Annotated in this window: 18 protein-coding genes; 8 read left to right on the top strand and 10 right to left on the bottom strand. The window is 64.5% G+C overall.

Features of this window, described 5'->3' with window-relative positions; translation table 11 throughout:
* Positions 1 to 3 precede the first annotated feature (3 nt).
* Together ACVWW6_RS36320 and ACVWW6_RS36315 are read right to left on the bottom strand one after the other, a co-directional pair.
* Complete coding sequence (locus ACVWW6_RS36320; protein WP_456682440.1) at positions 4 to 2,361, bottom strand: Orn/Lys/Arg family decarboxylase; 2,358 nt, start codon at positions 2,359 to 2,361, stop codon at positions 4 to 6.
* Positions 2,362 to 2,610: 249 nt separating this feature from the next.
* The gene (locus ACVWW6_RS36315) at positions 2,611 to 3,090 is read right to left on the bottom strand and encodes an Lrp/AsnC family transcriptional regulator (protein ID WP_028172194.1); all 480 of its coding nucleotides are present in this window, start codon (positions 3,088 to 3,090) and stop codon (positions 2,611 to 2,613) included.
* 141 nt (positions 3,091 to 3,231) lie between these two features.
* Between ACVWW6_RS36315 and ald the strand changes: the two genes are divergently transcribed.
* The gene (gene ald / locus ACVWW6_RS36310; RefSeq protein WP_028172193.1) at positions 3,232 to 4,347 is read left to right on the top strand and encodes an alanine dehydrogenase; all 1,116 of its coding nucleotides are present in this window, start codon (positions 3,232 to 3,234) and stop codon (positions 4,345 to 4,347) included.
* Positions 4,348 to 4,484: 137 nt separating this feature from the next.
* Here ald and ACVWW6_RS36305 read toward each other — a convergent pair whose 3' ends face one another.
* Genes ACVWW6_RS36305 through ACVWW6_RS36295 form a run of 3 tightly spaced genes read right to left on the bottom strand, consistent with a single transcriptional unit; the run spans position 4,485 to position 8,523 of the window.
* Positions 4,485 to 6,395, bottom strand: a complete 1,911-nt coding sequence (locus ACVWW6_RS36305; protein ID WP_456682439.1) for a flavin-containing monooxygenase — start codon at positions 6,393 to 6,395, stop codon at positions 4,485 to 4,487.
* Positions 6,392 to 7,033, bottom strand: a complete 642-nt coding sequence (locus ACVWW6_RS36300; RefSeq protein WP_060911244.1) for a TetR/AcrR family transcriptional regulator — start codon at positions 7,031 to 7,033, stop codon at positions 6,392 to 6,394. Before ACVWW6_RS36300 ends, ACVWW6_RS36305 begins: the two co-directional genes overlap by 4 nt.
* On the bottom strand, positions 7,030 to 8,523 hold the full coding sequence (locus ACVWW6_RS36295; protein WP_456682438.1) for an AMP-binding protein: 1,494 nt from the start codon (positions 8,521 to 8,523) through the stop codon (positions 7,030 to 7,032). Before ACVWW6_RS36295 ends, ACVWW6_RS36300 begins: the two co-directional genes overlap by 4 nt.
* Positions 8,524 to 8,694: 171 nt before the next feature.
* On the opposite strand from ACVWW6_RS36295, the gene ACVWW6_RS36290 reads away from it, so the two are divergent.
* The 7 genes from ACVWW6_RS36290 (at position 8,695) to ACVWW6_RS36260 (ending at position 15,129) form a co-directional block, all read left to right on the top strand.
* Positions 8,695 to 9,954: an ABC transporter substrate-binding protein gene (locus ACVWW6_RS36290; protein ID WP_028172189.1), complete on the top strand. Its 1,260-nt coding sequence runs from the start codon at positions 8,695 to 8,697 to the stop codon at positions 9,952 to 9,954.
* Positions 9,955 to 10,044: 90 nt separating this feature from the next.
* Complete coding sequence (locus ACVWW6_RS36285; RefSeq protein ID WP_011085968.1) at positions 10,045 to 10,947, top strand: branched-chain amino acid ABC transporter permease; 903 nt, start codon at positions 10,045 to 10,047, stop codon at positions 10,945 to 10,947.
* Positions 10,944 to 11,963, top strand: a complete 1,020-nt coding sequence (locus tag ACVWW6_RS36280; protein WP_456682437.1) for a branched-chain amino acid ABC transporter permease — start codon at positions 10,944 to 10,946, stop codon at positions 11,961 to 11,963. The genes ACVWW6_RS36285 and ACVWW6_RS36280 overlap by 4 nt, the downstream gene beginning before the upstream one ends.
* A gap of 145 nt (positions 11,964 to 12,108) precedes the next feature.
* Complete coding sequence (locus ACVWW6_RS36275) at positions 12,109 to 12,864, top strand: ABC transporter ATP-binding protein (protein WP_456682436.1); 756 nt, start codon at positions 12,109 to 12,111, stop codon at positions 12,862 to 12,864.
* Positions 12,861 to 13,574: an ABC transporter ATP-binding protein gene (locus tag ACVWW6_RS36270; protein WP_011085971.1), complete on the top strand. Its 714-nt coding sequence runs from the start codon at positions 12,861 to 12,863 to the stop codon at positions 13,572 to 13,574. The genes ACVWW6_RS36275 and ACVWW6_RS36270 overlap by 4 nt, the downstream gene beginning before the upstream one ends.
* A gap of 205 nt (positions 13,575 to 13,779) precedes the next feature.
* Positions 13,780 to 13,959: a hypothetical protein gene (locus tag ACVWW6_RS36265; protein ID WP_232585903.1), complete on the top strand. Its 180-nt coding sequence runs from the start codon at positions 13,780 to 13,782 to the stop codon at positions 13,957 to 13,959.
* 111 nt (positions 13,960 to 14,070) lie between these two features.
* Entirely contained in the window at positions 14,071 to 15,129 is a 1,059-nt protein-coding gene (locus tag ACVWW6_RS36260; RefSeq protein WP_011085973.1) for a YeiH family protein, read from the top strand.
* A 195-nt stretch (positions 15,130 to 15,324) separates the two neighbouring features.
* Here ACVWW6_RS36260 and ACVWW6_RS36255 read toward each other — a convergent pair whose 3' ends face one another.
* From ACVWW6_RS36255 to ACVWW6_RS36235, 5 genes are all read right to left on the bottom strand, one after another.
* Positions 15,325 to 16,197 (bottom strand): ABC transporter ATP-binding protein, encoded by an 873-nt coding sequence (locus tag ACVWW6_RS36255; protein ID WP_456682435.1) that lies wholly within the window; start codon positions 16,195 to 16,197, stop codon positions 15,325 to 15,327.
* Complete coding sequence (locus tag ACVWW6_RS36250; protein ID WP_456682434.1) at positions 16,194 to 17,099, bottom strand: ABC transporter permease; 906 nt, start codon at positions 17,097 to 17,099, stop codon at positions 16,194 to 16,196. The genes ACVWW6_RS36255 and ACVWW6_RS36250 overlap by 4 nt, the downstream gene beginning before the upstream one ends.
* Entirely contained in the window at positions 17,096 to 18,517 is a 1,422-nt protein-coding gene (locus ACVWW6_RS36245) for an ABC transporter substrate-binding protein (protein WP_456682433.1), read from the bottom strand. Before ACVWW6_RS36245 ends, ACVWW6_RS36250 begins: the two co-directional genes overlap by 4 nt.
* A gap of 136 nt (positions 18,518 to 18,653) precedes the next feature.
* Entirely contained in the window at positions 18,654 to 19,472 is an 819-nt protein-coding gene (locus ACVWW6_RS36240; RefSeq protein WP_456682432.1) for a Crp/Fnr family transcriptional regulator, read from the bottom strand.
* Positions 19,473 to 19,830: 358 nt separating this feature from the next.
* Positions 19,831 to 20,127, bottom strand: a complete 297-nt coding sequence (locus ACVWW6_RS36235; RefSeq protein WP_028172181.1) for a gamma-butyrobetaine hydroxylase-like domain-containing protein — start codon at positions 20,125 to 20,127, stop codon at positions 19,831 to 19,833.
* Positions 20,128 to 20,327: the final 200 nt, after the last annotated feature.

Genomic DNA, 20,327 nt, shown 5'->3' with positions numbered 1-20,327 from the left:
CACCTACTCGGCAACGACGTAAGTATAGAGCCCGATACGGCCCTGGGCATCGATCTCCTTGTAGACGCCCTGGATTTCGACGTCGAAGCCCGGGAACGTGTTGAAGCAGGTCTCGAACATCTTGAGATAGTCGACCATGGGCTTGGCGCGTTCCGTCAGCCGCTCGCCGGGCACGATGGTGGCGATGCCGGGCGGATAGACCACGAAGGGCGTGGTGGCGATGCGGCCCGCGATCGCCTCGATCGGCAGATAGTCGACGTCGTTGCGGAACAAATAGCGGGCGGCATCGCGGGGCGACATCGCGATCTCGGGCATGTGCTCGGGCATGAACTGCCGCGCCTGGAGCGCGCTGACATCGGCGGCGCGGAAGAAACGGTGCATGTCGCCGCAGAGATCGCGCAGCCGCGCGCCGGCATAGCGCGCCTGCCGCCGCTGGTAGAATTCCGGGATTGCGTCCGCCAGCAACGCATTGTCGTCGTGCAGCCTCTTGAAGGCGACGAGGCCGGAGATCAGCGTGCCGGCCTTGCTCGCCTCGACGCCGGGAGTGAGCAGGAAGAGCAGGGAGTTGAGGTCGTTCTTCTCGGGCACGATGCGGTTCTCGCGCAGATATTGCGCGACGACGGGGGCGGGGATGCCGTGCTCGGCATAGGCGCCGGTGGTGCGATCGAAGCCAGGCGTGAGCAACGTCAGCTTGTTCGGATCGGTCATGGCAAAGCCTTCCGCGAGATCGGGAAAGCCGTGCCAGTTGGTATCCGGAGAGAGTTGCCACAAGGCGGGATTGGTGGCGAGCTCGTCGGTGGACAGCGTCTCCCAGGCGACGTTGTGGGCGGCGCCGGGGCGGCTGACGTCGGGGATGGCGACGCGATCCGGGACGAAGGGCTCGAAGAACCAGCGCCGATCGGGATTCTGCTCCTTCTCCTCGAACTCCCGGCGCATCGCGCGGATCTTCTTGCGCAGCTCGATGCCGAGCCGGATCGTGTCGTCCCACAGCACTTCGCCGGAGCGCCCCTTCATCATCTGCGCGCCGACGTCGAGGGATGCGAACAGCGGATAGAACGGTGACGTGGAAGCGTGCTGCATGAAGCTTTCGTTGAAGCGGCGGTGCTCGACCCGCCGCTTCTGGCCGCGGATGTGGCGGTCCTTGATGTGGATTTGTGAGGCCTGCGAAAAGCTCGCGAGCTGCTTGTGGGTCGACTGCGTCGCGATGATGCCCGGTGCTTCCGGGGGAAGGTTCGCGAGGCCCATGGCGAAACGGCCGGCATAGAGCGGGTGGAATTTCATGAAGCCGGCCCAGGCCTCGTCGAACAGGATGTACTCGCAGAGATGGCCGATGCGCTTCAGGATCATCTCGGCGCTGTGGATCGAGCCGTCATAGGTGCACTGCTCGACCACGGCGACGCGGAACGGCCGCTCCTTGCGCCAGGCGTCGCGATCCCTGACCAGCGGATGGCTGCGGATCGCCTCGCGCAGGGCCTTCTCGTCGAGCATGTCCCAGCGCATCGGGCCTATCAGGCCCCAGGCGTTGCGGATGGTCGGGACGTAGACCGGGATGCCGCCATTGATCATCAGCGCGCCGTGATGGGCGGCCTTGTGGTTGTTGCGGTCGAACAGCACGAGGTCGCCGTCGGTGACGAGCGCGCCGAGCGCGACCTTGTTCGAGGTCGAGGTGCCGTTGAGCACGAAATAGGTCTTCTCCGCGCCGAAGATCGCTGCTGCTTCCTTCTGCGCCTTCAGCGCCGGGCCCTCATGGGTGAGGAGGTCGCCGAGGTCGAGCACGGAATTGTCGAGGTCGTCGCGGAACACGGATTCGCCGAGATGCTCGACGAACACCCGGCCGATGGGGCTGCGATTGTAGAACACGCCGCCATTGTGGCCCGGACAGGTCCAGAGCTGGTTGCCTTCCTCGGCATAGTCGACCAGCGCGCCGAAGAACGGCGTCTTCAGCGTCTCGGCATATTGCTTGAGCCGGCTGATCAGGTTCTTGGCGATGAAGGTCGGCGTCTCCTCGGAAAGGAAGACATAGCCGTCGATGAAGTCGAGCACCTCGACCGGCAGATCCTCGAACCGCTTGCGCCGGATCAGGAGGATGATCGGGAAATCGAGGCCGCGGCGCCGCATCAAATTGATCAGCGCCGAGGTCTTGCCCTCCAGGCCCTTCTTGCCCCAATCCACCACCATGCAGCCGATCGCGGCGTCGGTCTGCACCGCGATCTCCGCGTCCTCCAGCTTGCGGGCCCGGACGACCTCGAAGCCGGAGCGCTGGATCTCCTCGATGATCTGGTTGAAGCGGACGCCTTCGAGGTCGTCGGCGTCGAACACGGGTGCGGCGAACAGGAAGTTGAAGCGCTTGAAATAGTCCATTGTCTGTCCCGAATGTACTGGAGACACAGCTCTCGGCACATTCGATGACAGTTGGATGACGGGAGCTGCGGCTGGCGTTTCGCCTCTCCCCGCTTGCGGGAGAGGCCGGATTGCACAGCAATCCGGGTGAGGGGAGCTTCCGCGAGTCCGACTATCACCGCCTTTGTGGGTGCAGCCCCTCACCCCAACGCTCTCAGCGCGAGCGAAGCTCGGCGCGGCCCCGTAAGAACGGGGAGAGGGAGAAGTCCGCTACCGCTTGGCCTCGCTGAACACCACCGTCGGCACCGCGCGGTTGACGACTTCGCGCAGCGCGAAGCTCGATTGCACCCGCGCGACGCGCGGCAATCGCGACAGCTCGGTGCGGTGGATGCGCTCGAAATCCTGGATGTCGCGCGCAAGCACGATCAGGATGTAGTCGTCGGTGCCCGACATCAGGAAGCAGCGCACGACGGAGGGGCATTTCACCACCTCCGCCTCGAACGCTTTCAGCGCCTCGTCGCTCTGGCTCTCCAGCGCAATGCGCACCAGTACCGTCGTGGTGAGGCCGAACTGCGCCAGGTCGAGCGCGGCCTGATAGGCCTGGATGTAGCCGTCGTCCTCCAGCGCCTTCTGCCGCCGCGCCAGCGCCGTGCTGGATAGTCCGACCTTGTTGGCAAGCTCGGTGTGGCTGGCCCGCGCGTTGGTCGTGAGTTCCGCGAGGATGGCGAGGTCTTTCCGGTCGAGGGCCAATGTTTCGTTTCCAGCGTGAAAGGGCACTTCGGCGCCGGAAACCGGCGCGGAGATCGCGAAACTAGCTGATATTTGCACGAAACCAAACTGGACCCGTCGCTACCATGGCGAGGTGAATCAAGACGTTGGAAGGAGCCCAGGATGCGTGTCGGTGTGCCCAAGGAGATCAAGGTGCAGGAATATCGCGTCGGGCTCACCCCGGGCGCGGTCCGTGAATATGTCGCGGCCGGGCATCAGGTGACGGTCGAGACAGGCGCTGGCAGCGGCATCGGTGCTTCGGACGAGGTCTATCGGCGGGCAGGGGCGGAGATCGCCGGGAGCGCCCGCGACGTCTTCGCCAGCTCCGACATGATCGTGAAGGTGAAGGAGCCGCAGAAGAGCGAATGGACCCAGCTTCGCGAAAGCCAGATCCTGTTTACTTACCTCCATCTTGCACCGGATCCCGAACAGGCCAAGGGCTTGCTCGCCTCCGGCTGTACGGCGATCGCCTATGAAACCGTCACCGACGCGGCCGGTCACCTCCCCCTGCTTGCGCCGATGAGCGAAGTCGCCGGCCGCCTCGCCATCGAGGCCGCTGGCGCCGCGCTCAAGCGGTCGGCCGGCGGTCGCGGGCTTTTGCTGGGCGGCGTGCCCGGCGTGCAGCCGGCGCGGCTCGTCGTGCTCGGCGGCGGCGTGGTGGGAACACAGGCCGCGCGCATGGCCGCGGGCCTTGGCGCGGAGGTCACGGTGATCGATCGCTCGATTCCCCGGCTGCGCGAGCTGGATGATGTCTTTCTCGGACGGGTGCGCACCCGCTTTTCAACCATCGAGGCGGTCGAGGAGGAGGTCTTTGCCGCCGACGTCGTGATCGGTGCGGTGCTGGTGCCGGGCGCGAGCGCGCCCAAACTCGTCACGCGCGCGATGCTGAAATCGATGCGGCCGGGCGCCGTGCTGGTCGACGTCGCTATCGACCAGGGCGGTTGCTTCGAGACGTCGCATGCGACCACGCACACGGACCCGACCTACGAGGTCGACGGCATCGTGCATTATTGCGTCGCCAACATGCCGGGTGCGGTGCCTGTCACGTCGAGCCAGGCGCTGAACAACGCGACGCTGCCGTTCGGCCTGATGCTCGCGAACAAGGGTTTTGCGGCGGTGCTGGAGAACCCGCATTTGCGCAACGGCCTGAATGTCCACCGTGGCCGCATCACCAACAAGGCGGTCGCGGAAAGCCTCGGGCTGGAGTTCGCTCCGGTGGAGACCGGGCTCGCGGCGTAGACGGGCCGCCAGTTCCGTCATTGCGAGCGTAGCGAAGCAATCCAGAGTATCTCCACGCAAAGATTCTGGATTGCTTCGCTGCGCTCGCAATGACGACGTGGAGAGAGAGTGCGCCGACGTTGTGGGCGCCATCAACTCTACGCCTTCGTCAGCCTGTACTGCCCAAGATCCGGATCATGCGTCATGCGCCAGTAGTCCACGAAGCGCCAGGGCATCGCGGAAAACACGCGGCCGCTCGAATTGCGGTAGTAGGTGGTCATGCCGGGATGGGTCCAGATCATTGCCTCGTGCTCGGCATCGACCTTGCGGACGTAATCGTCGAGCACGTCCGGACGGACGTCGATCGCTGCGACGTCGCGCGCGATCATGTCGGCGAGACACGCCGAGATGTAGCGGCTCTGGCACTCCGACTGGAAGATGACGCTGCCGCCATGCGCGGGACCTGAGTTCGGGCCGAGCATGCAGAAGAAGTTGGGGAAATCAGGCACGGTAAGGCCGAGGAACGCGGTCGGATTGTCGTTGCCCCAGGCCTCGCGCAAATTCTTGCCGTTGCGGCCGCTGATGTTCAGGCGCGCCGCCATCTCCGTGACCTTGAAGCCGGTCGCGACCACGATGATATCCGCGGGGCGGCGCTTGCCGTCCGCGGTGACGATGCCGCCCTGGTCGAAACGGTCGATCGCGTCGGTGACGAGCTCCACGTTCGGTCGCGTCAACGTCTTGAACCAGTTGTTGTCGAGCAGGATGCGCTTGCCGTAAGGCGGATAGGTCGGCACGCATTTTTCGATCAGGTCGGGGCGGTCCTTCAGCTCGGTCAGGATGAAGTCGGTCAATTCCTGCCGGTGCCGGTCGTTGCCCTTGTTGACGGCGCGCTCCGGATGCGGCCAGGCCGGGTCCTTGCGCAGGAACGGCAGCAGGCCGTCGCCATAGCGCCAGAACATGTTGAAGCGATACCACTGCACATAGAACGGCAGATGCGCCAGCAGCCAGCGCGCACCCTCGCTGATCGGGTCGGAATAGCCCTTCACCGGCCGCGCCCATTGCGCGCTGCGCTGATAGACGGTGACCGAGGCAACACGGCCGGCAATCGCCGGCACCAGCTGCATCGCGGTCGCGCCGGTGCCGATCACGGCGACGTGCTTGCCGTCCAGATCGATATCGCCGGACCATAACGCCGAATGCAGGATCGTGCCCTTGAAGCTTTCTTCGCCTTTGAAGCGCGCGCGGGAGGGATCGTTGAGCTGGCCGATCGCGCTGACCAGCGCGGTGGATTCGAAGGTCTCTTCTCCGTCCTTGGTCCTGAGCGTGGAAATCCAGCGCCTCTTGCCTTCGTCCCAGCGCGACGAGGTCAGCTCGGTGTTGACGCGCAGATGCTCGCGGATGCCGTATTCATCGGCGACCTTCAGGAGATAGCCGAGCAGCTCCTCGCGCTGGCAGAAGTACCGCGTCCATGCGTTGCGCGAGCCGAACGAATACGAATAGGAATGGTTCGGTGTGTCGACACCGCAGCCGGGATAGCGGTTGATCCACCAGGTGCCGCCGAGCTCGTCGTTCTTCTCGACGATGGTGTAGGGGATGCCGAGATGACCGAGCGCCACGCCGAGCGCGATGGCGCAGACGCCGGCGCCGACGATCAGAACGTGCTGCTCCGCGAGCTTGTCGTCGGAAGGACGCGTCGTCCATCGTGTCTCGCGCGGCACAAAGCCCATCTCCTCGCGCATCAGGGGCGCATATTCCGGCGCGACGTTCTCGCCGAGGCAGGCGCGCATCATCTTCAAGAGCAGCTCTTCACCGGGGTCGGTGATGACCGGCTGCGGCGAGCCATTGGCGAAGAGGTTGACCACCGCGGTGCGGATTTCGTCCTGGATCTCCTTCGGCACGCCGGCTTCGGGATCGGGAATGAGGCGGATGTCGCGCTTGGGCAAGTACGGCGGCTCGAGCCAGCGCGCCTCGCCGGTCATGTGCACCAGCACCATCAGGAGGCAGCGGATGTCGCCTTCCGCGATCGCCGAGGCGATGTCGAGCGGGTGGTGGGGAGATGCGATGTTCATGGCGTTTCCTGATCTCCCGATGAACTGAACAGGCCGCGCGTCATCAGCTTGCGATAGGCGGAGATGACGTGGTCGGGCACGGCGGTGACGCCGCCTTCCGAATAGGAGTAGCGGCGGCTGAGATAACCGCGCGCGCCCATCAGCATGTGGACGATCGCCTCGAATTCCTCGTCGCTGTAATCCTCGATCGCGCCCGCAAGGCGGGCGCGGCGCAGGATGCGCACATAGGCGACCGAGATGTTGTCGAGATGCTTTTGGTAGCCGATCGGGGCAAAAAATTCGGCCTCGTTGAGGATGCGCAGGAATTCCGGCACCTCGCGGATGAAGTCGAAGAAGGCGGAGAAGCGCTCGATCTCCTGCCGCGCCGCGTGCGCATTGCCGGTGCGGGCGCGGATGAACCCGACCATGTCGAGGCCGATCTTGGGCAGCAGCTGGTCGAGCAGCTCCTGGCGGTTCTCGAAATGATTGTAGAAGGTGCCTTGCGCGACGCCGGCCTGCTCGGTGATGCGGGCGACGGAGGCTTCGGCATAACCATGCTTGCCGACGACCTTGGTCGCGGCGTCAAAGATCTTCTGCTTGGTCCAGGCGTTGCGCTCGACGCGGTTGAGCTTTGTGACCTTGGCATTCGCTTGCGTCATTCAGACGTCTCCAGCTCGGCGCGCAGCACGCGCTTGAGGATCTTTCCGCTCGGGTTGCGCGGCAGGCTGTTGCGGACGACGAGCTGCTTCGGCACCTTGAAGCTCGCCAGCCGCGCGCGGCAATGTTCGGTAAGGGCAGGGAGCTCGAGGCTCGCACCTTCCGCCAGCACGACGATGGCGACGGGCCGCTCGCCCCAGCGCGCATCGCGCAGGCCGATCACCGCGACCTCGCGCACCTCTGATAGCTCGTAGATGACGCGTTCGACCTCGGAGGAGGCGATGTTCTCGCCGCCGGAGATGATCATGTCCTTCTTGCGATCGGTCAGATACAGAAAGCCCTCGTCGTCGAGATAGCCGACGTCGCCGCTGCGGAACCAGTCGCCGAAGAAGGCCGCAGCCGTCTTCTCCGGGTCCTTCCAGTAGCCGCGCGTGATCTTCGGCCCGCGCAGGCAGATCTCGCCGTTGACGTTCGGCGGCAGCGTCCTGCCGTCCTCGTCGCGGATCTCGATCTCGACATGGGCGATGGCGCGCCCGGTCGAGCCGATCTTCTCGATCTCGCGGCCGGCCTCCATGAAGGTGTCGCCGCCGACGGTCTCGGTGAGGCCATAGGCGTCGATGTAGCGCGCATTGCGGAAATATTCCGAGAAGGCGCGGATGCGCAGCTCCGGCGTCTTCTCGCCGCCGCCGATCGCCCATGTCAGGCTGGAGACGTCGTAGCGATCGCGGGTGGGGCAGGTGAGCATCGCCGTGGTCATGACCGGCGCGAACCATGCGGCGTTGAGCTTGTCCTCCGCAATCGCTGCAAGTGCGGCCTCAGGCTCGAAATTGCGCTCGATGCGGATGAGGCCGCCATGCCAGAGCACGGCAATGCCGGGCAGGTCGAGTGCTCCGACGTGATAGAGCGGACCGACGACGAGGAGGCGCGTCTCGGCGCTGAGACCCAGCGCGATGGTCTGGTCGGCGGACTTCCAGTAGAAATTATCGTAAGACAGCATCACGCCCTTGGGGCGGTCGGTCGTGCCCGAGGTGTACATCAGCCGCATCAGGTCGGACGGCGCCCGGACGTGCATTGGCGCAGCCGCAGCGCCGCCCGCCAGATGCGTAACGCTCTGCTGGGCGGCTTCGTCCAGCACGACGATCTTCGCGCCCGCCGCGTTCGCGGCCAATTCCTCATCGACCATCAGAAGGCGCGCGCCGGCATTGCCGGCGATGTAGCCGACCTCGTCACGGGAGAGGCGGAAGTTGATCGGCAGAAAAACCGCGCCGAGATGGCTGGTGGCGAACACCAGCTCCAGGAACGCCGCGCTGTTCTTCATCAGCACGGCCACGACATCGCCGGCGCCAATGCCCTGCGCGGCCAGCCAGCCGGCCGCTTTCCGGATGCGCGCGTCGAAGACGGCGTAGGAGATCTCCTCGCCGCGGTATTTCAGCGCGGGCCGCTCCGGCGTGCGCCGGGCATGAAAGGCGATGAAGCTCGACAGGTTGATCATTGTGCGGGTTTTGGGCCGGTTGCGGCCTCATGTCCTCCCTTGATGAATTCTGACTCGTAATTCATCTTTGGCTTGACGTCACCCCCCTACCTCTGAAATCCTTGGGAACACGGAGACGAGACGATCTCCGACAGGGATCTGGAAACGCCGACCCGACAGAGGGAGGGAAAAATGACGAGAACCCGCACGCCGGGCATCAGCCGCCGTTCAACGCTGGCGCTGATGGGCGCCGGTGCGATGAGTGTTGCCGCGCCCTGGGTGGCGCGCGCCCAGGCCAAGACCATCAAGGTCGGCATGCCGACGATTCTGTCGGGCCGCGTGGCGCAGCTCGGCACGTCCTCGCGCAACGCGGTGATGCTCGAGGTCGACAAGGTCAATGCCGCCGGCGGCCTTGCCGGGCGTCCCATCGAGATGGTGATCCGCGATTCCAAGGGCCAGCCGCAGGAAGCCGCGCGCGTCGCGCGCGAGCTCGTCAACACCGATGGCTGCGAATGGCTGATCGACGGCGAAGCCTCGTCCGGATCGTTCGCGGTTCACGAGGTGGCGCGCGATCTCGGCGTGCTCTGCGTCCACACCTGCTCGGAAGCGTCCTCGCTCACCGCCGATCCGAAGCAGCACATCCCGAACGCGTTCCGCTGCGTGCGCCAGGGCATCCACGATTCCATCGTCGGCGGCAGTTATGCAGCGGCGATCTCCAAAGCCAAGGGTCTGAAGAAGTGGGCGACCTGCTCGCCCGACTATGCCTATGGCCGCGACACCACCGGCGAGTTCACGCTGTACCTGAAGCGCTTCGCGCCGGACGTCGAGGTCATCAGCGAGTCCTGGCCAAAGCTGTTCCAGCCCGACTACACCGAAGTGGTGACCAAGATCCTCCAGGCCAAGCCGCAGGCGCTGTACTCCTGCCTGTGGGGCGGCGATCTCACCTCCTACATCGACCAGGCCAACATCTACGCGATGTTCAGCCAGATGGAGGTGTTCGCGGTCAACATGGCCGACTACACCGCGCTCACGGTGGTGAAGAACCTGCCCAAGGGCATCCACTCCGGCAACCGCTACATCAAGACCTTCCCGACCACGCCGGAGAATGCCGCCTGGGGCGATGCCTACAAGTCCAAGTACAACGAGTACCCGACCAACTGGTCGTGGCAGAACGCGACCGCGGTGATGTTCCTGGCCGAAGCCGCCAAGAAGGCGAACTCCACCGACGGCAAGAAGATCGCCGAGGTGCTGGCCGGCCTCACCATCAAGTGCCCGTTCGGCGCCGACGGCACCGTGACGATGCGCGGCGATGATCACACCCTCGTCGGCTACGCCATCGGCTGGGGCACCACGATCCCGCAGGAGCCTTATGTGCCCGAGGTCAAGGCCGGCGACTGGAAGACGATCTTCGAGCTCGAGGCCGAGTGGAAGAAGAGCAAGGGCTACACCTGATCCGATGCGCGGCGGAGACGGGTGACCGTCTCCGCCTGTTTCGTTTGATTCTCCGCGCCAGGTCCGGCGCGCTGCAATGAAAGTGCTCCCGTGGATCTCGACGCGCTTGCCGGCTGCCTCTCCAGCTCCGCCTGTCTGGTGACGCAAACCACCAGCGGCCTCATCATCGGCATGCTGCTGTTTCTGGTCGCGGTCGGGCTGACGCTGATCTTCGGTGTGCTCAAGGTCGTCAATTTCAGCCACGGCGCCTTCTACATGTTCGGCGCCTATTTCGCGATGACGGCCTATCATCTCACCGACAGCTTTGCGCTGGCGATGCTGGCCGGTGCGGGCGGCACCGCCATCCTCGGCCTGATCTTCGAGCGCGTCTTCATGAGTCGCGTCTATGGCGCCGACGTCTTGATGCAGCTCCTCGTCTGCTACGCCTTCGTGCTGATCTTCGATGATGTCGTGCGCATCATCTGGGGCCCCGAGTTCAAGTCGATGGGCATGCCCGCGGCGTTCCAGGTGATGCCGCTGTTCATCGCCGGCGGCGTGGTGCCGCCTTATTACCTGCTGCTGATCGGCGTCGCGCTCGTCGCGGCCATCGTGCTCGGCATTGGGCTGTCGCGCAGCCGCATTGGCAAGGTGATCCGCGCCGCCGCGCACAATCCCGGCATGGTGTCGGCGCTCGGCATCAACACCGGCCTGATCTATGGCGGCGTGTTCGCGCTCGGCGGCATGCTGGCGGGGCTTGCGGGTGCGCTCGCGGCGCCGGTGCGGTCGCTGACCCCCGGCATGGGATTTTCGGTGCTGATCGAATCCTTCATCGTCACCGTGATCGGCGGCATGGGCTCGATCCTGGGCGCGCTGATCGGCGCGCTGCTGATCGGCCTGATCCGCTCGTTCGGCTCGCTCGGCTTTCCCCTGTTCACGGAAGGCCTGATGTACCTGTTCATGGTGATCGTGCTGGTCTCAAAACCCACCGGCCTGTTCGGCAAGGAGGCGGCATGACCGAGCTGGAGGTCGGACGCGCGCAAGCGCTGGCGCCGGTGCGCAGCGGCGCGGCGGTTCACCGCTATCGCGACGTTCTGATCGCGCTGATCGCCTTCGCCGTGCTGGCGAGCCTGCCGCTTTTCACCGGCAGCAAGGCGCTGCTCGACTTCGTCATCCGGTGCTCGGCTTACGGCCTGTTCGCGACCTCGCTCAACCTCCTGGTCGGCTACACCGGGCTGACCTCGTTCGGCCACGGCATGTTCTTCGGCCTTGGCGCCTACAGTTTCGGCCTGATTATGCAGAAGCTTGGCCTGCCCATTCCGGTCGCCTTCGTCGCGACGCTGGTGATCACGGCGCTCATCGCCGCCGTGATCGGCGCGATCTGCGTGCGGCTGAAGGAGATCTACTTTGCCTTCGTCACGCTGGCGTTCCAGATGCTGATCCACTCGACCATCCTGTCCTGGGCGTCCTTCACCGGTGGTGACCAGGGCCTGCGCGGCGGCATCCCGCGTCCCGCGTTCCTCGGCATCGATCTGTCGAACCACGTCCATCTCTATGTCACGAGCTGCGCGCTCCTCGTCCTTGGCCTGCTCGCGATGCGCCAGATCGCGCAATCGCCGTTCGGCTACACGCTGCGCATGATCCGCGACAACGCCGCGCGCGCGAGCTTCCTCGGCATCGATGTCTGGCGCGCAAAGCTCACCGTGTTCGTGCTGGCGGCGCTGTTCGCGGCGATGGGCGGCATGGTGATGGCGCTGTTCGTCTCCGGCGCCTATCCGGAATTCGCCTATTGGACCATTTCGGGCGAAGCCATCTTCATCAACATGCTCGGCGGCGTCTCGACCTTCCTGGGGCCGATGGTCGGCACCGTGCTGCTGCTGCTGCTCAATGACACCGTGACGCGGTACACCGAGTACCACGGCATCGTGCTCGGCGTGGTCATCCTGTTCTTCGCACTGGGCCTGCGCAAAGGCCTGCTCGATTTCGTCGCCGAATGGTTCGCACACCGGCGCGACGCCGGCGAGGGACGCTAGCGATGTCAGGTGTATCCATCGGGCAGTCATTCCGGGGCGCACGAAGTGCGAACCCGGAACCTCGAGATTCCGGGTCTGGTCCTGACGGACCATCCCGGAATGACAATGCCAGACAACGGCGCGAGACAGGCGAGGGGCGCTAGCGATGCTCGAGATCCGCAACCTCGCAAAGTCCTTTGGCGGCGTGAAGGCGACCAACGACGTCACGCTCGACTTCCCCGATGGCTCGCTCACCGCCGTGATCGGCCCGAACGGCGCCGGCAAGAGCACCTTCTTCAACCTGATCACCGGCGCCTTGAGGCCGGATTCCGGCGAGGTCCTGCTCGACGGCGTCGATCTCGCCGGGCGTTCGCCGCCGGAGATCGTGCGCCACGGCATCGGCCGCGCTTTCCAGGTCGCCAGCATCTTCAAATCGCTGACGGTGCAGGAAACCATGCTTGCCGCGGTCAGCGCCGACCAGCGCACCTCCGCAGTGCTGCACAAGCGGTTTCCTTTGTCCGAGACGCGCGATCGCGCCGAGCATGTGATGGAGCTGTTAGGCCTGTCCGGCAAGCGCAACCGCACCGCGGCGACGCTGTCGCATGGCGATCAGAAGCTGCTCGACATCGCGCTGGCGCTCGTGCTCGAACCAAAGGTGCTGCTGCTGGACGAGCCGACCGCCGGCATGGGCCCGGAGGAGCGCTGGCGCATGATCGACAAGGTGCGCGAGCTCTGGGAGACGCAAAAGATCACTGTCGTGTTCATCGAGCACGACATGGACATCGTGTTCAAGATCGCGCCGAAGATCGTCGTGCTTTGCTATGGCCGCATCCTGGCCACCGGCACGCCGGACGAGATCCGCAACAACAGCGCCGTGATCGAGGCCTATCTCGGCACCGAACATGCGGGAGCGGCCGCATGAGCGCAGCCATCATCGAAGTCGCCGATCTCGACGTCTATTACGGCACCAGCCAGATTCTGTTCGGCGTCGGTCTCTCGGTGCGGCAGGGTGAGACCATGGCGCTGCTCGGCCGCAATGGCGCCGGCAAGTCGACGACCATGAAGGCGATCATGGGTCTGGCGCCGCCGCGGCGGGGCAGGGTCAGCCTGCGCGGCGCGGTGATATCAGGCCGGAAGCCGCACCATATCGCCCGCGCCGGGCTCGGCTTCGTGCCGGAGGACCGCCAGATCTTCCCGGAGCACACGGTCGAGGACAATCTCGTCATCGGTCGCAAGAAGGGGCCGGAAGGCCAGGACGAGTGGCCGATCAAGCGCATCTATGAAGTCTTCCCGCTGCTGGAGCCGCTGCGCCATCGCATCGCCGGACGCCTGTCGGGCGGTGAGCAGCAGATGCTGGCGATCGCGCGCACGCTGATGGGCAATCCGGCGCTGCTGCTGCTCGATGAGCCCAGCGAAGGGCTCGCGCCGATCATCGTGCAGCGGATCGGCGAGCTTTTGCGCCAGCTCCGCCAGCTGGGCTCGACCGTGCTGATCGCCGAGCAGAACATGCATTTCTGCCTTGGCCTGGCGAGCCATGCCACGGTGATCGACAAGGGCCAGATCGTCTATGCCGCCGGAATCGACGAGCTGAAGGCCAACGAGGCGATCCGGCGGCGTTATCTGGCCCTTTAGCCTGGGCGCCGGTGTCCAAATAGGCCGGAAGAAGAAAACTATTGTCCCGGGGGTGTCCGACGGAAGGAGTTTCCCCGTCGAGGCGCAAAAACGCCAATCGCTTCCATTGCCGTTTGGGGCCGAAACGACGACATTCCGTTCAGAATTTGATGGATTGGCGCAAGCTATGGAACGCACTCGATTTGAACCCTTCGGCGAGCAGCTGGTGTCCGCGACGGACACCCAGCCCAAGTCGCGCGCCTCGAAGCTCCTGTTGCGGGCCGGTACCACGCTGTTCTGGTCGCTGGTCGCGGGCATCGTGCTGGCGCGCGCGGCCTTCTTTGAGCCGGGCATCTATGACGGCTTCAGCCGCGTCGCCTCGCTGGCCAAAAACCTGATCTTCTGAGCCGGTTTATTCCGGGTCGAGGACAGAACTTCCCTCGGCCCTGATATGTCGAAAACTTATTTCCCAATTGGATCGTGCTGCGTATAAATCTTTCTCCTCTGGGAGAGATTTGTGTCGCAGAATCAAGCATCCAGCCCGGCCGATGCCAAGCCGGCCACCGCCATAAGCCGCATTGCGGCGCTGATTCCGGGCATCCTCCTCTGCATTGCCGTCGCCGGCGTCTCCGCCCTGCTGGAGCGGGCGGAACTGGGCGTGTTCGAGCATCCCTATGTCGAGGCGCTGGTGATGGCGATCCTGCTCGGCATGGCCTTGCGCAGCTTCTGGAAGCCCGCGCCGCGCTGGCAGGCCGGCATCGCCTTCAGCGCAAAACAGCTGCTTGAAGTCGCAGTCATGCTGCTCGGAGCCTCGATCAGCTTCGCGGCCATCGCCGCCTCGGGCATCGCGCTGCTCGCATCGATCGCCGCGGTCGTCGTCATCGCGCTCTGCGTCTCCTTCGGCCTCAGCCGGCTGCTCGGCCTGTCGACGCGGCTGTCGATCCTGATCGCCTGCGGCAACTCGATCTGCGGCAATTCCGCGATCGCGGCCGTGGCGCCGATCATCGGCGCCAACAACGACGAGATCGCGTCCTCGATCTCCTTCACGGCGATCCTCGGCGTGATGATGGTGCTCGGCCTGCCGTTGCTGATCCCGCTGCTGCAACTCTCCGCTACGCAATACGGGATTCTCGCGGGCCTCACCGTCTATGCGGTGCCGCAGGTGCTCGCGGCGACGGTGCCGGCCGGGCTCGTCTCGACGCAGATCGGCACGCTGGTGAAATTGATGCGTGTGCTGATGCTCGGACCGGTCGTCGTCGGCCTGTCGCTGGTCGCCTCGCGTTGGCAGAGCGACGCCAAGAAGACCAATGTCGGCTTCTTCCGCCTGGTCCCGTGGTTCATCCTCGGCTTCCTCGCGCTGGCGACGCTGCGCTCGCTGGAGATCGTCCCTAGCACGGTGGTCGGACCGGTGACCAAGATCACCAGCTTTTTGACGGTGGTGTCGATGGCGGCGCTGGGCCTCGGCGTCGACGTCCGCGTGCTCGCCAATGTCGGCGGACGGGTGACGGCTGCGGTGACGCTGTCGCTGATGCTGCTGCTCGGCATCAGCATCGCGCTGGTGCATTGGTTTAAGTGATCTTGCCGCGATGGCGGTGCTGACCCTCTCCCCTTGTGGGAGAGGGTGGCTCGCCGCGAAAGCGGCGAGACGGGTGAGGGGTTGTCTCCACGAGTACTTCTCTCACGGTGTCATTCGCGGATAGAACCCCTCATCCGGCGCTTCGCGCCACCTTCTCCCACAAGGGGAGAAGGGAAGTAAGAGCGCTAGCTGCGCCTAAATCACATCTGCCAGCGAATGCCCGTGCAGCTCGATGTTGAGCCCCTGCATGCCCATGTCGGTGATCTCGCCGCCCATCGCCTTCAGGCTTTCCTCGCGGATCAGCGACATCAGCCCGCGGCGCAGGCCCAAGAACTCCGACGACATCATCATCGCTTGCTGCCGCGGCCGCTCCAGCGGGATCGCAATCTCCGCCTTGATCGAGCCGGGGCGGGCGGTCATGCAGTAGACGCGGTCGGACAGGAAGATCGCCTCGTCGATGTCGTGAGTGACGAACAGCACCGAGATCTTCAGCCGCTGCCACATATTGGTGAGGATCTGCTGCATGATGACGCGGGTCTGCGCGTCGAGCGCGCCGAACGGCTCGTCCAGCAGCAGCACCTTCGGTCCCGTCGCGAGCGCACGGACGATGCCGACGCGCTGCTTCATGCCGCCGGAGAGTTTTTCCGGATAATGCTTCTCGAAGGCCTCCAACCCGGCAAGCCCGAGCAGCGTGCGCGCGGCCCGCTCACGCTGGGAACGCGGCATGCCGCGCATCTTCAGGCCGAACTCGACGTTCTCCCGCACCGTCTTCCAGGGAAACAGCGAATATTGCTGGAACACCATGCCGCGCTCGGCGCTGGGGCCGTTGACGCGCTCGCCGTCGACGGTGACGATGCCTGTGGTGGGCTTGAGGAATCCCGCGACCGCGTTGAGCAGCGTCGACTTTCCGCAGCCCGAGGGACCGACGATCGAGACGAACTCGCCGGGCTTCACATCGATCTGCGTATCGGTGACGGCCTGAACCGGTCCCTCGATGCTGTCATAGCTGAGCGAGAAGTTCCGGACTTCGATATGGCCCTTCGACGGGTTCGCGAGCATCTCGCTCATGTCAACCTCCACGGCATCACCAATTGTCCCGCGCCCCTGATGAGCAGGCTCGATCCGAGGCCGAGCACGCCGATCGCGATCATGCCGAGCGCGATGTCGGCATACTGGACCAGCGAATAGGCTTCCCAGGTGAAGTAGCCGATGCCGTATTGGCCCGAGATCATCTCGGCGGCGATCAGCGACACCCAGGCGACGCCCATGCCGACTGTGAGGCCGGTGAAGATGTGCGGCAGCGAGGCCGGGAAATACACCTCGCGGAAGATCGAGCGTTCGCGCGCGCCGAGACACTGCGCGGCGCGCACCAGCACCGGATCGACCAGCGACATGCCGTGCAGCGTGTTGACCAGGATCGGAAAGAACGAGCCGAGGAAAGTGATGAAGACGATGCTCTGCTCGTTGGTCGGCCACAGCATGATCGCCATCGGCACCCAGGCGATCGCCGGGATCGGCCGCAGCACCTCGGCGACCGGGAAGATGATCTCGTGGACCAGCTTGAAACGGCCCATGATCAGGCCGAGCGGCACGCCGACGATGGCCGCGAGCGAGAAGCCGATGAAGATGCGCCGGCAGCTGAGCACGATGTGCATCAGGAACTTGGGATCGTGGATCGCCTTGGTGAAGCTGGCATAGACCGCGAGCGGCGAGGGCACGTTGGTGAAGCGCACGAAGAACACGACGCGGTAGGTCGTGAGCAGGTGCCAGACCAGCAGGAACGCGATCAGCGAGGCGATGCCGATCGCGGTCGCGCGCAGCCGGCCCTGGTTGAGACGATACCAGCGCAGCGCGAGCGTGCCGAAGGAGGGCGGTGTCTTGGGCGGTGCGGCGGGCGCCGGGCCTGCCTCCGCGACTGCTGTTGCCGGCATGCTGTCCTCGGACTGTCTGACGAGGGCGGGACTGCTCACGTCTTGCCTCCGCCGACCGCCGCCTTCACCGCGTCGTCGAAGCCGAGCACCTTGCCGCCGATCTTGGCGGCATGGGCTTCGGCATCCTTCTTCAGCAGGAACGGCGCGACGTCGCCATTGCCGACCGCGAAGAAGGCCTGGTCGGCGAACAGCTTGATGCCGCGCGTGGTGTCGAAGACGTAGGCGACGTTGATCTTCTTGCCCTTGGCCTTGAAGTCGGCATAGGCGCCTACCGTGCAGGCCGCGGACGCGAACGGCAGGATGCCGGCTTCATCCACCCAGACCTCGCCGGCCTTGCGCGGATCGGTGATTGGCTTCTTGCAGAAGCTGTCTTCGCCCGTGATTTCGTAGTTCTTGGTGCTCGCAAGCTGCGCATCGTAGTCGAGCTTCATTTCGGCATAGGCCTTGCGGATGTAGCTGTCGTCGACCCATTTCTTCGGATCGAACTCCTTCATGCGGCCGAGGTTCTGGAGCACCTTGACGTCGGTCGTGGCGGCATCGATCAGCGCCGGCTTGATCGTCGGATCTGTGGTCATGTTGCCGCTGGGGCCGAGGAAGATATAGACGACCTCCTTGTTGATGCCGGTCCACTCCTGGATCTTTTCGGCGGCAAGCTTGGGATCGTCGCGCAGCCACTGATTGGCGGCGATCAGCGCCTTGAAGTAGGCGACGACGACCTCGGGATATTTTTCAGCGAAGTCCGTACGCACCACGATGCCGTGGAAGGTCGGCAGATTGGTCTCGACGCCGTCGAAGATCTTTCGTGCGAAGCCACGGAATGGCAGCAACTCGGCGAAGGGGACGAAGTCGGCATGCGCGTCGATCTTCTTTTCCTGGAGATTGGTCGAGCCGACCTCCGGGCTCTGGCTGACGAGCTGGAAGAAGTCGGATGCGTAGCCGCGGTCCTGCATCGCCTTTAGCACCATGCCGTGCGCGGCGGAGCCGAACGGCACGCTGACCAGCTTGCCCTTGAGATCGGCAAGGTCGTAGTAGGGCGAGTCCTTGTGGACGACGAGGCCGTTGCCGGAGCCGGACAGGCTGTAGGCGGCGATGCCGATCAGGCGGCTCTTGCTCTCCGGATTGCTCTCGAAGGTGAAGCCGTTCACGATCAGCGGATAGTCGCCCATCATGCCGATCTGCAGCTTGTTCGCCATCATCGCGTTGGTGACGGGCGGGCCGGAGGTGAAGTTCTGCCACTCCAGCTCGAACTTGATGTTGGCGTACTTGCCGTCCTTCGGCAGGTATTTTTCGAGGAGATGAAGCTGGCGGATCACGACGCCGGCGGTCACCGTGTTGGTCGTGGTGTCCTGCGTTCCGATGCCGAGCGTCACGGTTTCCGCCGAAGCCGGCTGCGCGAGGATCAGCGCCAGCGACGTCACCGACATCGCGATCGAGAGCGTGGGAAGATGGCGGACCATTCTCATCCTCATTCGGTTGGATGTGCTGTGGTTGCCATGATTGGGTGAGGGCCTGGACAGGGCAAATCCGGAATGAGCGCCGCAGTCGATTAGTTGCCGGGAAAAGCTGATTGCATACTCCTTGGGCAGTCCTGCACTATAAAGCCGCTTGCCTGTGCAGCGGCCGTGGTCGCGGGCTCCCTAAATCGGACGCCTGGCCGCGCATCTCCTCCAGCACGTCGGTCCGGCACACCACGATCTGCGAGCGCTTGGTCACGACGATTCCCTTCTCCTGCATGCGCTTCAGGCTGATCGTCACCCATTGCCTGGTGGCGCCGACCATGTGGGCGATGTCGGCATGGGTGAAGGCGGCCGCGATCACCCGGCCGTCCGCATCCTCGACGCCGTAGAGCTCGACGAGATGCAGCAAGAGATGCGCAAGGCGCTGGGTGATCGAGCGCGTTCCCAGCATCTGCGCCAGCGCGGAATAGCATTTGCCCTTGAAGGTGAGACCTTCGATCAGGCCGATCGCAAGGTTCGGGATCTCTGCGGCAAGGGACCGCAGTTCCTTTCCGGGAAGGTGCACCACGCTGCAATTGCTGGATGCGACGCCGGACCATTGATGCACGGTGCCTTCGAACACCTCCGGCCCGCCGACGAAATTGCCGACATGCCAATAGGCCAGCGTGATCTCGCGTCCGAGCGGGGAGGTGTAGAACACGCGGATGCGGCCGCTCTCGATCAGCCAGATGCCGTCATGCTTGCCGCCCTGGCTGAACAGCGTCTGGCCGCGGTTGAGCACCTTGCGGCGACCCTGCTTCAGCACCAGCTCCCGCTCGCGCGGCGTCAGCTTGTCCATCAGCGCCGGCGGTCCGCCGATCCATTGCTGGTTCTCGGTGAGCAGCAGCGAGGAGCTTCCGGCAGGCCGGACTGCCGGGGGAACAGCCCCGCGAACCACATTGGCCGCCTGCAACATCACCTGCCTCCGGAACGTTCAAGTCGTTCTAATGAGGAGCAATGTCCGTGCCAGATTCACTCCGCTGTCATCGCCCGGCTTGACCGGGCGATCCAGTATTCCAGAGGCGTCAATGGGTTATCGAGAGGCCGCGGCGTACTGGATTCCCCGCCTTCGCGGTGAATGACAGCGGAATTTGTGGCTTGGCTAGCGTGCCTCACCAACATCGTCGTCCTGGACAAGCGAGCGAAGCGGAGCGCTGATCCAGGACCCATTACCACACGTGTGCGTTGTTGCGCGGCCATGTTGCCACAGCCCGCTTTTGCAACTTGCTCTTGGGGTAATGGGTCCCGGCTTTCGCCAGGACGACATCGATGGGTCAGCGCCCCGCCAGGCTCAGCAGATACGGCTTGGGGTAAATCCCCCGGTTATGCCCATCCGAAAACGAGATGTTGAGCCCGTAACCGAGATCGCCGATCTCGGTGATGGCGATGCCCGGAAAGCGGTCGGGGAAGCGGCCGTCGAAGCGGGCGCGGGTGCAATGGGCGCATTTGCAGGAGAGGCGAAGCTGTTCGGCGGGCAGGCTCAACGCATCGTCCTGCGTGGTGCGGACGAGGAGCGCGGCGAGATCGGCGCTGGCTTCGTAGTCGGCTACGGTCGGTGCCACCAAAGTCATGGTCATGACGAACCTCCGACTCCTCTCTACGTCGTTGTGACGCCACTGCGATAGCAACTAATTGCCAGCGCGCGTGCGCTCGCCTGACCTTCGCTGCCTGCTCTTCAGTCACCGCCCGCGAAATGTGAAACTAATCGACCGGAAATTTCACTTACGAATTGCCGGACTCTCCTCGCTCCGAAACCTTGGGCGTCGTCGAT

This window comes from Bradyrhizobium sp. USDA 3311 (assembly GCF_054062495.1).
The sequence above is the reverse complement of the archived record's forward strand: the minus strand, read 5'-3'. Positions and strand labels throughout refer to the sequence as shown.